The organism is Nitrospirae bacterium YQR-1 (assembly GCA_039908095.1).
Classification (GTDB): Bacteria; Nitrospirota; Thermodesulfovibrionia; order Thermodesulfovibrionales; family Magnetobacteriaceae; genus Magnetomonas.
In genome coordinates this window covers 1-17,224 of the sequence record JAMOBJ010000027.1, presented here as the reverse complement: position 1 = coordinate 17,224, position 17,224 = coordinate 1, and the positions used below count along the sequence as shown (strand labels likewise).

The following is a 17,224-nucleotide window of genomic DNA, read 5'->3' as shown; positions in this document are numbered from 1 at the left end:
TGGGTAACACTCACTGGGTTTTCCAATAGTAAATCCGCTCTTCTTTATCTAACCCCTTTAGGTTATATGAGCCGATGGGAAGCGCTTTAAGTTGTGAGGCAGGGTTTAGGGTACTCCAGAAGGAGCCGGTCATGAGTATAAATTCCTTATGATGTGCAGTGAGCCGTTCATTAACCTTGGGCTCTCTGTGTCTTAAGTCCTCAAGGGAAAACACTGCATGGGCATTTCTACCCGTGCGCTCTCCCTCTTGTGTCAGCCGTACCGAGCCCCAGTGCAGCGCTATGGATATCTGAATCGGTATTTTAATGTGGCGCAGGATGCCCGGTGAGAGCTTCAGAGCGGCACTAAGGGCTGTATCGGCAGAGCCGAAGGTGGCAAAAAAACCGTCCCCTGTGCACTTAAGAAAGGCGTGCTTTTCATTCTGAAGTGATTTCTCAAGCAATTGGCCAAGGGCTGATATGACTTTTACAAGGTGCGTTTCACCAAGTTTAACTATTCTGGTTGAGCCCACTATATCGACAACTAAAAGAGCCTCTGTGCGCTCTTCAAAAAACTCACTCGGAGGAATCAGAATACTTCCCTCTGAGCTGTATGCCTCATCCAGCAGGTCATCGGCCTGGGCCTCTGTACCCGGTGGAATTATTCCTATTCTGGTTCTCCCCACAGCAAACCATGATGGCAAAGGCAGCGAGACAGCTCCTTTTATTCGTTTACCGTTGAGGTATGTACCGTTTCGGCTTGCAAGGTCCTCAAGAATCAACTCCCCACGTTCAAGTTTTACTACACAGTGGTTTCTCGATATTGTTTTGTCGGCTTTCAGTGACAGGTTGTTGTTTGAGGCCCTTCCTATTGTAAAAGCAGGAGGGGTTACAGGTAAACTGAACTGTGGCGGTGTTTTATCAAGGTTTACAATTAAAGCGATAAAGTCGGTGGTCTCAGATGTTTCCTTAACAGATGCATTGTACTGCTCGGTATCTGAAATGGTTACAGGAGTAGCATCATCGTCATCAAGGGCAACATCAGAGGTGTAGTCAACAACAAGCACAGTGATGTTGTCAATACCGCCTGCCTCGATAGCCGCTTTAATCAGAGATGCACAGGTTTTCTCTGAGTCCCGTTTATTCATAAGTATTTTCTTTATATCAGTGTCACTAACCATTCCGGTAAGGCCGTCGCTGCAAAGCAAGAACCTGTCGCCGGGTCGGGGCACGAAAAACCTAGTTTCAGGTAAGGCATCCCCTGACATGCCGATGCAACGAGTGATTTTTCCTCTGGCGGGATGGCTGTGAATATCATTCTGGGTAATCTCTCCCGAGTTTATCAGAACCTGTATGACGGAGTGGTCCATGGTAAGTTGAGTGAGTGAGCCCTGTCTGAGCATGTAAGCCCTGCTGTCTCCCATATGGGCGACAATGGCTTCTTTATTTCTTAATATCATTAAAACGACTGTGGCTCCCATGCCGGAGAGGCCGGGTTTTGACCTGCTAATAACACGGACGTGTTCATTGAGCTCACTTAAGGCGGATGAGATAGTTTCCACAGCTTCGGGGCTATTGAGGCTGTTGATATTTTTCATATATTTAAGTAAAAGTTTGGGCAGATTTTCAACAACTTCCTTACTTGCAAGGTCCCCGGCAGCGTGTCCTCCCATACCATCTGATACAATGAATATACCATTGTCAGGGTCCTGTGAGAAGTTGTCCTCATTCCTTTGGCGTACCAGCCCCTTGTCGGTTAAGCCGGCATAGGTTATTGCTTTATTCATAATGCCCCCTCCAGCGCTCGCTTAAAATCCAGAGCGGTTTTAAATTTAATTTCAGGCTGGTCTATAAGCGCCTCATCAATCACCTCAGCCAGCTTTTTAGGAATGTTGGGATTTCTCTTCAGTATAGATACAGGTTTGCTCTGAAGCACTATGTACCACGGGTCCTTGCCTTTAGGAAAATCCCTCGGAAAACGTCCTGTAAGCATGTAATAAAAACTGGCGGCCATAGCCCATACGTCAGCCTCTGGTTTTGAGTACTTAAAATTAATTACCTGCTGTCTGGACATAAAAACGGGAGTGCCGGCAGATGCCCCGGTGCGTGTGTAGCCGCTTAACCCGGCTGCATCGAATGCTTTGCCCAATCCGAAATCTGCTATTTTTGATATTCTTACTCCGCCGGTTTCAGTTAAAAATATATTTGTTGGTTTGATATCTCTGTGGATTAATCCTTTAAGCGTTACGATACTGGAGTCGGCTAATTTAACGTTGGGGATTTCAAGGGTATGGGCATAGTGCAAACCGTCAAGAGATTGTAGTACCAAAGTGGTAGCTTCATCAACATCCAGCTTCCCCCCCCGGGCCAGCATCAGTTTGTCTATGCTGCCCCCCTCACAGTACTCCAAGGTGAAGTAAAAGGTGCCGCGTGAGTTGCCGTAATCAAGCAGTTGCACAACATTTTGGTGTTTTAAGTGTTTGGTGTTTTCCACCTCTCTTAAAAACATCTCCCTTGAGCGCTCATTGACTGCTACCTCTGAGAGCATCACCTTCAGGGCAACCTCTCTACCGGTCTCTATATGTTTGGCCAGATACACTGCTCCCATTCCGCCCTTACCTATTTCACTTATTATCTTATATCCGTGGATTTCAAAGGCATCTTTTGAGTCCTTTTCATCTCCCAGCACATAGGACTTTGCCACCTTAACTGGGTCCTCACGGCACACAGTACAGAGCCCCGATGATTGGTCAATGCTTCCCTTACCAGGGGACTTGCCGCAGCTTGTACATGTGGTTAATAGGGCAAAACCGTTGTCTTTCTTATCTTTATCCTTATTTTCAGAGCAACGCCGGCAGATGTAACGTCCGTCCGGCATTCTTAGTGCATCAGGATTATCAGCCGGTAATTCAACACCACAGTCGGAACATATTGGGGATTCATACGTTCTGACTTTAAAGACAGTAGTGCCGAGCTTTATTTCATCCCCTTTTTTAAGATCATACTCAGGGAATTCCATTTGAGAAATTTCGTTAATATTTTGAGTTTTGAGGCGCTGGCCTATCTTATGGCCGTTAACATAAGTGCCGTTTAAGCTGCCGAAGTCTCTTATTCGTATCCCAGGCGGGTTTATGTCCAGCAGACAGTGGTGGCGTGAAATCGTGCGGTGCTCATCATCATCAGGCAGGCGCGGATTACAATCCACCCCCCTGCCAAGGATGCATGTAGTTCGTTCTAAGAATTTATACTTTTTACCTTTGAGTTTACCCTCCGTAACCTCAAGGACGACTTTTGCCGGCAAAACGCCCTCCATTTTAATACTTATTTTAAAAATATGCCGACTTTAAATCGCTTACAATCCCCTACTGCTTTTTCTTATCCGACATGTCCCTCTATTATCCCTTATAGTGTAACAAAGCCGTTTGTACTATGTCAACATGGCTCCCGAAATCCGGTTGGTATAAGAATCATTTTATAGGAGTTCAACTTAGCTGTATGATTGATTTGGACAATAATTAATATTTTAAAGAGTAGTGTTGACACGATATAGTTAATCAGAATATGGTATTATTAAAAGTTGAGTATTTACTAAAAGACAGGGGAGGTTTAAATGCCGGAAATTGGAATGGATTTAAACAGGTTTATACTTGAGGAAGAGAGGAAGTTCCCATCCGCTACAGGTTCACTTTCTATTGCTCTCACATCTTTGGAGACTTCCGTTAAAATTATTGCCTCTCACGTGAGGATGGCCGGGCTTGCTGAGATATTCGGTAAGGCTCAAAAGACCAACATTCAAGGCGAGGAGGTTCAAAAACTTGATGAATTTTCTAACAATGTTCTTGTCAGAGTACTTTCAGACAGTGGGCAATTCTATGCCATAGCCTCAGAGGAACTCGATGATGTGATCTACCCTGAGAAAGGTAAAGACGGTAAGTATATAATTGCATTTGACCCCCTTGACGGCTCAACCAATATTGAGGTAAACATATCAATAGGTACAATCTTTTCCATTTATAAGAGAGACAAGGGGTCTGAGGCTGATTTTCTCTGTGGCGGGAGCCTTCAGATAGCCTCAGGATACGCTATGTATGGCTCATCATCTGTTTTTGTCTATACTACAGGGATGGGACTTAACGGCTTTACCCTTGATCCATCATCAGGGCTTTTTCTTTTGTCTCATCCCGGAATGAGAATTCCCGAAAGTGGTAAAACATACTCTTTTAATGAGTCCAACTCTCAGGGCTGGGATGATAAAATGAGGAGCTATCTTGAAACTCTGAAATCCTCCGGTTACACCCAGAGATTTATCGGAACGATGGTGGCCGATGTTCACAGGACGCTTCTAAAGGGTGGTATATTTGCTTATCCGGCAGATAAAAAAAGCACCAAAGGGAAGCTCCGGGTCTTATACGAGGTCTTTCCCATGTGCATGATGGTGGAGGAGGCCGGAGGGCTTGCCGTTGACGCTGCCGGCAAAAGGATTCTTGACATTGTGCCCACTGAAATACACCAAAGGACGCCTGTTTTTCTAGGCAGCAGAAAAGAAATAGAAATTTTTTTAAATACAACAGGATAGATATTAAAGTCAGAATCTGTATATGCAATTTAAAATATTGAATATTTGAGGTAATAAATAACCCCTAAAAAAAATATTGAAATTTTTTTAATAAAATATTTTATAATGCTAAGATATGTTTTTTGTGTTCCTTTGTAAGTTAAGGGAATTAGGTTAAAAAACAAGAATGAGGGAATATTGATGCTGATAAAATGCTGGGGCTCAAGGGGGTCGATACCGGTTTCAGGCAGGGAGTACCTAAAATATGGAGGGGATACGACCTGTATAGAAATTGTAACGGATAGCGGCGAGAGATTAATAATTGATACAGGGTCAGGAATAAGGGAATTAGGTAAAAAAATGCTTGATGAAAGCCAAACAAGGATGCATATTTTTTTCACACATTTCCACTGGGACCACATAATGGGTTTCCCTTTTTTCAGACCTATCTATAAACAGGGAACACAGATTGACTTCTATGGTTGTGTATTTAGCAAAGGAACTATAGCTGAGATGATTTCCAAAACGATGGTGTCACCGAATTTCCCGGTTAATTTTAACGAGGTGAAAGCTGAATTTAAATATAATGATCTGTGTAAAGGCAATTTTAAAATAAACTCAATGACTATAACCCCTATTTATCTCAGCCATCCAAACGGGGGGCTCGGTTATAAATTCCAGGAAAATGGTAAGACTTTTGTATTTATAACAGACAATGAGCTGACATATAAGCATCCGGGCGGGCTGGATTATAAGGACTACATGGAATTTGCAAAAGGAGCTGACTTGCTTTATCACGACTCTGAATACATAGAGGAAGAGTACTCTGATAAGATAACATGGGGGCATTCCATATATTTGGATTCACTGAGACTTGCCATGGAGGCTGATGTAAAGTCTTTTGGCCTGTTCCACCATAATCAGAATAGAACAGACGATGAAATAGACGCAATGGTTGAAAACTGCAGGGCAATCATAAAGCAAAATGGTAACTCCCAGACTTGCTTTGCCGTAGAAAAAGGCAACGAAATAGTTTTGTAGTTGCCCATGAGATTGCCATCCCATAAATGGATTATTGATGTTTTGCAGAGGCTACAGCCTCGTCAATTTTCACAGGAGTTTTACCCAATACAATTCCATCTCTTGTAACTACGATGTTGTAATTAGCCCCTTTTTTTGCAGTTAACTTGCTCAGAGGAAAAGAATCTCCAGGCAGTAAGTTTTTAACGGCACGGTCGCTGTGCTCTGACGATGATTTTTCAAAACTGTAGGTTATTCCGTCATTTTTATTAACATTAGTTTTAACGTCAACAATTTCAACAGTATCGTTTGGATTAACAGTAATTACGTCTCCGTTTGTGTACCAGCGTTTATTCCCGCCGTTTTGCTTTAAAACAATATAATCCATTTTAGGCTCTTCAATATCAACGTAAACTGCTCCGATTAAAGATTTTCCTATGCTTATTTCAACTGTATATGATTTTCCGGCTTTATCGAAGGAATAACTCTTCCAAAGATCCTTGGCTGTGTGAATAGTATATCCCCTGTCCTCTCCGGTGTTATGCACTTTATCGCCGACAAAACCCATGAAATTAACGGTAAGGGCGGAGGGACTGATTCCATCAACAACCACATCAAGAAGTATCAGCTTGTCTCCCCTGATTAATGTAAGGTGCTCATTATCATTTAATACATGCTTTAAGCCGTTAAGTTGTACTACAAGATACTTAAACTTTGCATCCTTAACGCTGACAGGTTTTTTAGAGACAGCAGCTTTAAGGGCGGCAGGTTGATTCTCAGCCAAATCAAAACTCACCTCTCCAAAACGTACACCGTCCTTTTTTATATGAGCCTTTACTGAGGATTGCACTGTGAACTCTCTTTTAAACGCATTAGCTGCACCAATGCCGCTGACATCCACGCTCAATCCTCTTCTGTAATTTGATGATATATCGGTTATGATAATCCGGTCGCCCTTGTTTACCCGCAAGGAGTTGTTATTGTGCACTATGCGTTCATCACCGTTTACAGAGACTACGACGTAGTTAAGCTTTGGAGAGTCGAGCACTATGTGAGGATTGTCCGGGATTATTCCGAATTTTTCTAAAAATGTATTTATAACCAGTGTCTGGTAACGGACTTTTTTCTCGAGGTCATTTATTTCCTTTGATGCCTCTATTCCAAACGCCGGAATACTATGTGTTGAGAGTGCATAGAAGGTTGCGGATTTACGTTGTTCTGGATGTGAGGTGTTTTTTTCAAAAGTGCGGTGGTTGTTAAATCTGAAATAGTGAGACTCTTCTTTTATATTCAAATTTACCTCATCTGCGACCTCACGGGCTATTCTGCCCAGATACAGCACCTTTCCATCATCTGTTTTATATATATCCGTGTCGGCTATTATAGACTGTCCAAAGCGATTTGGGTTTCTGAGATCGCTTATCCTCGTATCTGAGTAGAAGCCGGAGCCCTCGTGGAGATTTAATAAATAATCGCTTTGACTTATGAGTTCTTTTAGGATTTCCACTATTTTATCCTCATAATACTCACGGTTTTTTTCGTTGAATCTCCTGTTCATGTCGTTATTTATTTCTCTCTTATGTTTTATAATCGAAAGGAAATTAGCTCTGGGCACGACAATCAGGTTGCCTTTTTTCAGTGTCATATCGGCATAAAGGTCTGCTGTGGTGTATCCTCCGGGTTCATCTCCTTGGATACCTCCTATGATTATCAGAGTTTTACCCTTATCAGTGCCATGGATGCGGTAAACGTGTAATTCGTAATCGGTATTTTCAAAATAGACTGTATGGTCCGTTTTGGCAAAACACGGGCTCTGCAGGACGGCAGCCAGCAGAACCAGTGATATAATAAGATATTTAACACCGCAGAGCATTAATTTATTGTAACATTTTTTCAAAAAAATATTTCAAATTACATTTATCTGTTTGATTCAAGAGCTTTCCTTGTAATATCCTCTTTTAAAACAATATTTCCGTCAGAGCCAAAAACCACAACAGTAAGTGATTGTATATCGGATTCATTGGATGTAATCTTCCATGAAATCGGTTTTCTGTACCTTATATCAAAAGTATCACCTTCTTTATAGTCAACCGGTATCCCGTTTTTTATTTCCTCGGACTCTGGGAAGCTTTTATACTTGCCGGATGCTTTCCAAACTATATAGACATATCCTGATAGCTTTGCATTAGAAACTTGCAGTTTTACTAAATCAAGAAAAAGCAAAAAGCCATCGCCGCGGTTGGAGCGCTTTGTTCGAATATTCTCCATAGTAATTACTCCGGTATTTATAGCCGGCTCTTCAGACGGAGCACTTTGACTGGGGGTTTCCACTATGGCAACAGGTTTCTTTATTTGTTCGTTAAAAACAGTTTTCTTTGTTTCCATTTCTTTTACAGCTGCCTTCATATTTCTGTTTTCTTTTTCAGTGGCGTCCAATTCAGCAAGAATGTCGTTATTTTCTTTTTTTTCCTTGTAGCTGAAATAAACGGCAAATAGTGATATTCCGAAAAAGCACAGTGCAGAGACAACAATAAGCTTAAACAACCAGGAGCGCAGCTTAAAGGTTAGAGCCTTACCGCTTTTATCTTTAAAATATATTAATGTTATAGTTTGTTTGATCTTCATTTAAATAAAAATAAACAGCAAAATGCCTGACGTACTCTGTTACCCTTCTATCTCTATAGCGACCTGATTAGAGGGAGATTGCCTAAATTTTGACATTTCACAGCAGCCCTCAAAAAAAGCCCCTGAGTAAACAACAAGAAGGGGGGTCTTAATATCCCCATAGACTCTGCACTGTGAAAGGAGCTCAACTTTAGTTTTAGCCTCAACCACACCTCTTACCTCACCTGAGATCAATGCAGTATCCACATTTATGTTCATGGAGTCGATAAAAGCACTCTCGCCGACAATGAGGGTTCCTGATGAGTCAATTTCACCCTGGAACTTACCGTCAATTCTAAGTGTGCCGTCAAAAACCAACCTGCCGCTTAAAATCACGCCTGTGGCGATAAATCCGTCTATTTGTGTAGCACCTTTCACTGCTCTATCTGATTTCTTATTTCCACGGATAGCTTTTTATCCGTATTACTTACAGAGTGCATTTTGGAGTGGCCTTCAAAAAGCCCTCCCTCTAAAATAGCAAGTTTTTGGGTAAGCACATCCCCCAGTACTCTGCCCTTTGCCAGTATCTCTATGTACTCGCCGGCCTTTATGTTTCCTTCCACAAGGCCGCCCACTATAACCCCCCCGGCATCTATATCACCTTTGATATGGCCTTTCTCTCCAACAATTACCCAGTCGGCTTTTACATTGCCCTCAAAGAAGCCATCCACACGAAGGGTCCCCTTTAGGTTTATTGTGCCCTTTATCTCTGAGCTTACTCCTATCAGAGTTTCTATTCTATCGTGTTTTTTATTAAACATTGTTTTTAAAAATTTGTTTTCAGGAATCTTTCAGTAAGAAAGGCTGGGGGTCTATTGGTACATTGTCTTTCCATATCTCGTAGTGGACATGCGGGCCGGTGGAATTACCTGTTGAGCCGGAATAACCGATTGTATCGCCTCTTTTTACCTGTTGTCCTACTTTAACAGCTATTTCACTGTTATGGGCGTAACAAGTGGTAAATCCAAAGCCGTGTTCTATTACAATGAGACGTCCGTTGCCGGCACTCCAGTCGGCAAACACGACAATGCCGTTAGCTGTTGCCTTTACAGGTGAACCTGAGGGCAAGGGCAGGTCAACGCCGGTATGATACTCTGAACGCCTGCTGCGTGGATGTGTTCTCCAGCCAAACTCCGAGCTGATTCTACCTACCCCTGAGGGCAACCCTGAGGGGGTTGAGTAAAAAATATCTTTTTGTTGTTTAAGGTAATCTTTCAACTCTGCCACTGTGTTGACTGATTCTTCTATCTGCTGCCTTATTAACTCGATATTTACAGAGCCGGAATCAGTCTGGTCTATATTATTAAACAAATCCTCTTTGCCCTTATTGCGGCTCAACATTGTCTTTAACTGGGTTTCAGCTTTCTTAATAGAACTTATAGTTGACCTTACCTCTACAAACTGAGTGTAATAATAATCAGCTTTGTCTTTTAAATCGTTATATTTTTTTGTTGTTACACCTACATTGACCGTATAAGCGGTAAAGGAAAACCAGAAACCGCAAAGAATCAGGATACCGATGGAAGGCATCTTAAAACGATATGTCTTTTCTGCGTCATGAGGTACAATCATTATCGTTATTGGACTGAATAATCGGCGTAAGTATTTTTTTATTCCGGTCATAGTCATAACCCCTCCTGTGTTGACATGATTGCAGCCACTTTGGCAATACAACCCCTAGTTATGGGGCGGCTTAGCATTTGCAATTGGAACACATATTAACATACTGACAATTAAAAGTGCAAGAAAAAATTTAAATTATATTTCTAAAAAAATAAACTCTGCATTATTCAGTCTTACCTGTTAGTTTGTAGTATTTAGCTGTCAAACTAACCATTTTTGATGTTGTTTCCCTCAGTCTTTCAGTTAATGCCTTGACAATCATTCTGAAATCTTCCGATGTTTTATTTATCTCGTTTTCAAGGTAATCCATATCAAAAATTCCTACTTTTGTCCGGCCGACTGATCTTGCTGTTGCTGAACGGGGCTGTCTGTCTATAAAGCTCATATGGCCGAATATGTCACCTTTGTTTAAAGTCGCCACTACTATATCAACGTCGTCTACCTTCATTTTTATAGCTACAGAACCTTCAAGTATCACATATGTTCCCTCGCCATGTGTTCCTTCTTTTATTATCACCTGCCCATCCTCGTATGTTTCTGTTACGGCTATCCTTTTCATTAAAAAACCTCCAAAGTTGTCAAGCGGTAATTAAATAATTTAACTATTACAGCTGTTAAATTATTTCTTGAAAAAAACATCGAGTGCCGCCGATTCATCAAGGTTATGCAGTGCAACACCGATTTTTAATTTTATATGTTTTCGTGTAATATTATCAAGCCTTCCGGAGGCGTCTTTTAAATTTTTTACCTTCCTGTCAGTCTCATCCGAGATTTTCAGATATTTTGCATAACTTTCAGCCTCAGCTTTAATAGAAAAATCCCCCGGCATTTGCCACTTGTCTTTAAGATACAGCCATGATGCAAAGTCCTCGGGTTTAGCTCCTTCCATAAGCTCTATGGCTGAGGTGTTTTGTATCTGTTCAATTCTGAGTCCGGTTTCATCAGCCCTGATTGTGTGTGAACCGGTAAAAGGATATGCTCCGTAGTTGTCAAAAAACTCCCATGTAGAGCCGGATAATTGAGCTTTAGCATGGCAGGAGTTGCAGCCTCGTGCTCTGCCGAATGGATGAGCGGCCTGATCAAACTGTATCCATAACAGGTGCTTATTATTAGCCTTAAGGCCGTCAAAAGTACCGTTTATAAAGTATGCGTCGTGGGTTTGTCCGTCGGGCCAGCGGTACATGATTGACTTAGACGGAGGGACGTTGTTTTTTATATTTCCGACACTATGCGGCCACACCTTATATGGCCGCCACGTGCCTTTTTCGTCCTTCAGTATTATAGGAGGGCTTTGTATGCCGTAGTAGAGTGAATATTTTTTAAAAGGGTTTTCCTTTCCGGCAATTTTACCCGGCCCCCAGATAGTTATCTGATAGCCGCCAAGCTCACTGATATGACAGGTGCTGCAGTCTAGATTTCTGTGGATACTGCGTGCGTGAGCGCTTTCAATATCTATATGGCAGTCCTGACAGGTAGCTCTTCGTTCCATGTCTCCCATGCCTTTTTCCCCTGTGGGATGGCAACTGATGCAGTGGATTCCGAGTTTATAATGCACGTCCGGCTGCATCCCTGTAGGGATGGAGTAATCACCGCCGATATAAGTCTCTCCGCGGCGTGACTGCATAGCTCCGGGGTGGCAGATACTTGTGCCCCTGCCGCCGCCGGCACATGTCTCAGACCTTGGCATTTTACTAAATGAGTGGACCCCCTCCTTAGAGCTTGGGCTGTAGTGGCAGTCAAGGCATCCGGCGTGGCAGACGTTACAGAACTTCTGTTTATCCTCGGCATGGTGTTTGGTGAAGGGCATGTTTAGGTTTTCAGCTATCTCCTTAGTGTTAGTGTCGTCAAACCCGGCGTCTTTTAGCACCTCAACCGGCGGGGTGTCGGCAAAAGACGGACCGCAGTTGTGTGGCCCGTACGGTTTAAGCCATGTTTTCATAAATCGCTGCCGGTAGTTTCTGCCCATTATGGAGTGTTTAAACTGTTTAAGCTCCTCAGGGTGGCAAGCCGGAGCACCACAGGTCTGCTTAGCAATGTCAGGGTCAAAGTTAAAGGTTTCCGGGTTTCTGTCATGCCAAAGAACATTTCTCAACTCAAAAGGAACCACGGAATCTTTTCCTGTATCCACCTTGGGAAGAAGCTCATAAATTTTATTTTCACCCTGAGGCAGCAGCGGGCCCTTAAATATGTTATCCCTGTTTATAAGGTTCCCGTCTTCCGATACAAAGAGAGCCTTTAGCATTCCTTTGTGTGCTGTGTCTTTATCTTTTGCACGGCCGTTGCCCATGTGACAATCTTTGCACTCCACGTTAGGATGTTTGCTCTCCCTCTGTGCTGTTTCATTTGTCACATAAAAAAATGGATAGCCGAGTTTTTCCATTTCAGCTTTGTTGCCGTGGCAGTTTAAGCACTCAACAGAAGTACTGTTCCATGATTTATAAATAAGCGGCAGCATCACAAGTGCCATAATTACAACAAAAACCAACACGGTTGCTTTGCTTATGTGAGACCCTATAAAACCAAATCTAAAATCAGCCATTACAATATACTGTAATTTTTTATCAGTGATGAGGTCAATATGTGATACCAGGTTGCATTCATTCGATTAACTTTGTTGGCATCGTCGAAAGCTCCTTGACGTCTCCCCTAAAAAGGGGAATCCCCTGTAAGGGGAGGTGTCGCTTTCTCCTTGCCGCCTCGTTACTCTTTTGACTGCAACCTGGTATGAGACTGTGTTTATAGTAGCAAAGTGAAAATGTCCGGATTTTTAGCAAAATGACACAATTACTCCGTTTATGTTATTTTAAGTCACCGTAATCAATAAAGATGAACCCTATTGTATTTAGAAAAACTATATCATTTGTAGAAGACGGCTACAGCGGTAACATGGCCGATGTTGAGAGGTTTGTTGAAGAGCTCGGGTTTGATTGTAATGTGGAAATTCCGCTAAGTGTCATGAGACGGCTGCCTGCCGCTTTAAGGGCGGAGCGCAGAGAAATCAGCGCTGTCATAGCCCATTTAGATAATAAAATTAAAATTTTGGACTTTAACACTAAAAACATTTACGGATTAGCCGTTGACCTTGGAAGCACAAACATATGGGGTAGAATTATTGATCTTGAAAACTCATCGGAAATTGCCGGGGCCGTAACAGCTAATCCTCAAAGAGCCTATGGCGCTGACATATTGTCACGCATATTCTATGCTATGGAACACGGCTCCGGTGAAATCCATAAAGCTACGCTTGATGGCATAAATAATTTAATTTCAAAACTCTGTGATATGGCTAAAATCAGCCAAAACGATATATATGCCGTCACAGTTGGTGCAAACACCACTATGATGCATTTTTTTCTTAACCTGCCGGTAGAAAACATACCCGTAGCTCCCTACACGCCGGTTGTGCACTCCACTGGGTTTTTTACGGCAATTGGCACCTGTTTAAATATTAATACTGAGGGTGTCGTCTATCTGTTTCCAAATGTGGGAAGCTATGTGGGTGGGGATATTATCTCAGGGATTTTGTTTAGCGGAATTTATAAAAACAAGGGTATCGGCATTTTAATAGATATGGGGACAAACGTGGAGATAGCAATAGGGTCGGAGGATTGGATTTTGGCCGGGGCCGGGGCTGGAGGACCGGCGCTTGACGAGGGTATTGCCGCTGCGGGAAAAACAGCCCATGACGGCGCTATCGTTGATGTCTCAATTGATGAAAACTCCCTTATCCCTTCAGTTGATACACTCTCCGGGGCCCCGGCTGTGAGCATTTGCGGCTCAGGGATGGTGAGTCTTATCTCGGAGCTTTATAAAAATGGAATTATTGACAGGATGGGAAAGCTGATTCCAGGTAAATTCGGCGTATTCAGGGCTGAGACGGAAAACGCCTATGCGTTAACGGAAAGTCTCAACATATATCAGCATGAAATCGAAAATTTTCTGCTTTCAAAAGGAGCAATGGCTACATTGCTTAAAACGCTGGTTGGCTCCATCGGCCTGGACTTCTCTGAAATTGAATCAATAATTCTGACCGGCGCTATTGGAAACAGTGTCAATCTTGGCCATGCGCTCTCTATCGGCTTTCTTCCCTGTTTAACCAATGAGAAGTTCCATCTGATTAGAAACGCATCTCTGAGCGGGGCGGCACTTCTGCTTAATGATATTACTCTTATAAAAGACATCAGTCATATCAGCTCTATAATAACCTATAAGGAAATGAATGAGGACAGGGACTTTATGAGAGAACTCCCAGGGGCTGTTTTTATGCCGTAAAGTTAACAGCATATTGTTTTCTGTCATCCACTTTAATGTGTTTGGACTTTGTACATAGATATGCAATTTAGACATATTTATATTTTTTCAACTGTTAATTATATTACAATATTAAGTTGTCAAAATTATTATTAATAACGCAGGGAGACCCCGGAGGGATAGGCCCTGAGGCGGCTCTGAGGGCATATATCACTTACAAACCTGAGGCGGCTGTTTTTGTCGGCGATTTGCAGGTTTTTAAGGAAACACTGAAGCTGATTAAAAGCGCTCTCCGGATACATACAGTTGAAAATCCACGAGATGGAATTTTTGATGGTTGTACCTTAAATATTGTAAATGTTACAGTTGCAGATGATTATCCAAAGTGCAGGGCAACTAAAGAGGGCGGCCTGTTAAGTGCCATGTGTGTAGAAAAAGCGGTGGCATTAATCTTAAACGGAAAGGCGGATGCACTTGTCACCGCTCCGATTTCAAAAGAAGCGCTGAAACTTGCCGGCATACCCTATCCCGGGCATACCGAAATGCTTGCCGCTTTGACTAACACCGCCAATTTTGCCATGATGCTTGTCGGAGGCCCCCTGAGAGTCATGCTTGTCACCATTCATGAGGCTCTGGCCAAAGTCCCTGAACTTATTACAAAAGACCGTGTATTGAAAACTCTTGTGCTTGCCAACTCCGCAGCCGGTATGCTTGGCATAGATAATCCCAAAATAGCAGTGGCAGGGCTTAACCCTCATGCCGGTGAGGCCGGGTTATTTGGCAGGCAGGAGACGGAGGAGATTGTTCCGGCTATTGAGGAAGCTCATCATATGGGTATTTCGGTAACCGGGCCGTTTCCTGCCGACACCTTGTTCCACAAAGCCTATAACGGACACTTTGATATTGTGGTTTCCATGTATCACGACCAGGGGCTCATTCCGCTAAAGATGATAGCTTTTGAAAGCGGTGTCAATATCACTGTCGGGCTGCCGATAGTAAGAACGTCCCCTGACCACGGCACTGCTTATGATATTGCGCACAAAGGGGTTATAAACCCTCAAAGTATGTGTGAGGCTATGAGGCTTGCAGAGACTCTGAAGCCGTATCCAAAATGAGTAGAATATGACGGAAATAACATCAAGACGTAAAACTCTAAAGCAGTTTATCAGGTTTGCTTCTATCGGGGCACTAAATACTCTTGTTGATATTGCAATCCTCAACGTTGAAACTCTCCTGAGCGGCCTTAAGACTGGTGCTCCTTTTGCAGTACAGAAAGCCCTGTCGTTTCTTATTGCCGTAATTTTCAGCTATTATCTTAATAAGAGATGGGCATTTGAGCATAAGAGCGACAGAGGCGGGAAGTTTTCTCATTTTGTAGCGGTAAGTTTAATCGGAATGGCTGTTAATGTCCTGTCGGCCTCGTTAGTTGTAAATGTTGTGAGGCCGTGGTTAAGTCTTGCGTGGTTTGGGGATCAAATTTGGGTCAATGTCGGCTCACTATGCGGGACGGCAGGCGGGTTACTTTGGAACTTTTTAGGCTATAAGTTTTTTGTTTTTAAGACAGTTGACTAAGCAGGGTGTACTTTGTTAACTTATACCAAGTTGCAGTCATTCGATTAACTTTGTTGGCTTCGTCTAAAGCTCCTTGACGTACGAGCATAGTACGCCTTTGTCGCTTTCTCCTTGCCGCCTCGTTACTCTTTTGACTGCTACTTGGTATTAGGCACTGTTGTATCTAAACAATTAACAAGGTGTAGAGTTTTTTGAGGAGGCATAAATGGGGTTGTTTTCTAAAAAGAAGACAGATGACGGTGAAATTACAATTGAAAGTCTCACGGGAAAAAACGAAGAGCTAACCGGGAAGTTAACATATTTTTCTGAACAGAAAGGATTTTTCCTTCAGGCGATTAAAACACTGATAGTTTTTCTGAAAGACTTTTCTTTTGATATTAAGGAAATAGATGCAGATAAGTTTAAAGACTCGATGGATGAGCTTTCAGAGGACATCTCCAGAGAGGAAAAGGTAAAACGTCTGCAGGGTGTTTTTGATAAAAGTAAAGAAACAATAATTTCCTTTATAGAAGATAAAAAAAGATACTTTAAAGAAAGAGAAACAGAATACAAAACAATCATAGATTTACTGTCAAAAGGAATATCGGCACTTGAGACCGGCAATATGAATTTCAACCAGAAGGTTTATGAACGGAGTGAGAAAATAGGGAAAATAACCCTGCTTGATGACATAAAAAAGATAAAGGAAGAGATAAGAAACGAGGTGGAACATCTGCAGGAAGCAATAAAACAAAAAGAGACGGCAGACTCGAAACAGTTGGAAGAGCTTACTAAAGAGGTTTCGATACTGAGAGAGGATTTAATGAAGGCTCGCTCCGACTCTCTTAAAGACGGCTTAACCGGCGTGTATAACCGGCTTGCATACGATAATTATTTGCGCAAACTAATGGATGCCAACACGGTAAACGGCATAGGGTTTGCAATGCTGATGATTGACATAGACAACTTTAAAAGCATAAACGACACATATGGACATCAAACCGGTGACAGGGCTTTGGTGGCAATGGTGCAGGTTTGCAAGGAGCACATCAGAAAAGGGGATTTTTTTGCCAGATACGGTGGAGAGGAGTTCTCTGTAATTCTTCCCGACACATCATTAAAAAACGCTCAGAAGAGAGCAGCGGCTATATGTAAGTCTGTGGAAAGCTCTAAATACAAACTCGACGGCAACTTTGAAGGCAAAGCACTGTCTTTTACGGTTAGCATTGGGGTCAGTGTTTTTCATGAAGGAGAAAAGACGGAGTCAACAACCGAAAGAGCTGACAAAGCTCTGTATGTAGCCAAAAAAACCGGTAAAAACCGTGTTGTTACTGAAAATGATTTAAAATAAGGTTCTGTACCAAATCGAGTGGGTCGAAAAAATAAAAAGTATCCCCTGTTGCCTTAAAACAGTAGCCTTCAGGCAGCTAAAAATATCAAAATTTCTTTCAGAAAATTGCTACACTCCGTTACGCCCCTACGGGTGACATTTTTAACCTTTCAGCTATAGCGAAAACCATAATTCCGTTCATTATTTTTAGTGGTTGAGATTGCCACGTCTCTATCGCTCCTCGCAATGACG

The 17,224-nt window shown here is 42.4% G+C and carries 15 protein-coding genes; 6 read left to right on the top strand and 9 right to left on the bottom strand.

The window, feature by feature from the left end; all coding sequences use genetic code 11:
• Window positions 1-10: 10 nt before the first annotated feature.
• Both H7844_12045 and H7844_12040 read right to left on the bottom strand, forming a co-directional pair.
• Entirely contained in the window at window positions 11-1,765 is a 1,755-nt protein-coding gene (locus H7844_12045; protein MEO5358014.1) for a Stp1/IreP family PP2C-type Ser/Thr phosphatase, read from the bottom strand.
• Window positions 1,762-3,279 (bottom strand): serine/threonine-protein kinase, encoded by a 1,518-nt coding sequence (locus H7844_12040; protein ID MEO5358013.1) that lies wholly within the window; start codon window positions 3,277-3,279, stop codon window positions 1,762-1,764. Before H7844_12040 ends, H7844_12045 begins: the two co-directional genes overlap by 4 nt.
• 309 nt (window positions 3,280-3,588) lie before the next feature.
• Between H7844_12040 and fbp the strand changes: the two genes are divergently transcribed.
• A complete protein-coding gene (fbp, locus tag H7844_12035) occupies window positions 3,589-4,554 on the top strand; it encodes a class 1 fructose-bisphosphatase (GenBank protein ID MEO5358012.1) in 966 nt (321 codons plus the stop codon).
• A gap of 180 nt (window positions 4,555-4,734) precedes the next feature.
• Window positions 4,735-5,574 (top strand): MBL fold metallo-hydrolase, encoded by an 840-nt coding sequence (locus H7844_12030; GenBank protein MEO5358011.1) that lies wholly within the window; start codon window positions 4,735-4,737, stop codon window positions 5,572-5,574.
• Between the two features lie 31 nt (window positions 5,575-5,605).
• Here the strand turns inward: H7844_12030 and H7844_12025 are convergent, their stop codons facing one another.
• From H7844_12025 to H7844_11995, 7 genes are all read right to left on the bottom strand, one after another.
• On the bottom strand, window positions 5,606-7,450 hold the full coding sequence (locus tag H7844_12025; protein ID MEO5358010.1) for a M14/M99 family metallopeptidase: 1,845 nt from the start codon (window positions 7,448-7,450) through the stop codon (window positions 5,606-5,608).
• Between the two features lie 20 nt (window positions 7,451-7,470).
• Window positions 7,471-8,178, bottom strand: a complete 708-nt coding sequence (locus tag H7844_12020; protein MEO5358009.1) for a hypothetical protein — start codon at window positions 8,176-8,178, stop codon at window positions 7,471-7,473.
• Window positions 8,179-8,217: 39 nt separating this feature from the next.
• Entirely contained in the window at window positions 8,218-8,595 is a 378-nt protein-coding gene (locus H7844_12015) for a polymer-forming cytoskeletal protein (protein ID MEO5358008.1), read from the bottom strand.
• Entirely contained in the window at window positions 8,592-8,978 is a 387-nt protein-coding gene (locus H7844_12010) for a polymer-forming cytoskeletal protein (GenBank protein MEO5358007.1), read from the bottom strand. Before H7844_12010 ends, H7844_12015 begins: the two co-directional genes overlap by 4 nt.
• A 19-nt stretch (window positions 8,979-8,997) precedes the next feature.
• On the bottom strand, window positions 8,998-9,840 hold the full coding sequence (locus tag H7844_12005; protein ID MEO5358006.1) for a M23 family metallopeptidase: 843 nt from the start codon (window positions 9,838-9,840) through the stop codon (window positions 8,998-9,000).
• A 163-nt stretch (window positions 9,841-10,003) separates the two neighbouring features.
• On the bottom strand, window positions 10,004-10,399 hold the full coding sequence (locus H7844_12000) for a cyclic nucleotide-binding domain-containing protein (protein MEO5358005.1): 396 nt from the start codon (window positions 10,397-10,399) through the stop codon (window positions 10,004-10,006).
• 60 nt (window positions 10,400-10,459) lie between these two features.
• Complete coding sequence (locus H7844_11995) at window positions 10,460-12,379, bottom strand: cytochrome c3 family protein (GenBank protein MEO5358004.1); 1,920 nt, start codon at window positions 12,377-12,379, stop codon at window positions 10,460-10,462.
• 287 nt (window positions 12,380-12,666) lie between these two features.
• Here H7844_11995 and H7844_11990 point away from each other — a divergent pair, with 287 nt between their 5' ends.
• The 4 genes from H7844_11990 (at window position 12,667) to H7844_11975 (ending at window position 16,993) form a co-directional block, all read left to right on the top strand.
• Window positions 12,667-14,112 (top strand): ASKHA domain-containing protein, encoded by a 1,446-nt coding sequence (locus tag H7844_11990; GenBank protein MEO5358003.1) that lies wholly within the window; start codon window positions 12,667-12,669, stop codon window positions 14,110-14,112.
• Between the two features lie 116 nt (window positions 14,113-14,228).
• A complete protein-coding gene (gene pdxA / locus H7844_11985; GenBank protein ID MEO5358002.1) occupies window positions 14,229-15,206 on the top strand; it encodes a 4-hydroxythreonine-4-phosphate dehydrogenase PdxA in 978 nt (325 codons plus the stop codon).
• A gap of 7 nt (window positions 15,207-15,213) precedes the next feature.
• Window positions 15,214-15,663: a GtrA family protein gene (locus H7844_11980; GenBank protein ID MEO5358001.1), complete on the top strand. Its 450-nt coding sequence runs from the start codon at window positions 15,214-15,216 to the stop codon at window positions 15,661-15,663.
• Between the two features lie 205 nt (window positions 15,664-15,868).
• Window positions 15,869-16,993 carry a GGDEF domain-containing protein gene (locus H7844_11975; GenBank protein ID MEO5358000.1) on the top strand — a complete coding sequence of 375 codons (1,125 nt, stop codon included), beginning with the start codon at window positions 15,869-15,871 and terminating at the stop codon, window positions 16,991-16,993.
• Window positions 16,994-17,224: the final 231 nt, after the last annotated feature.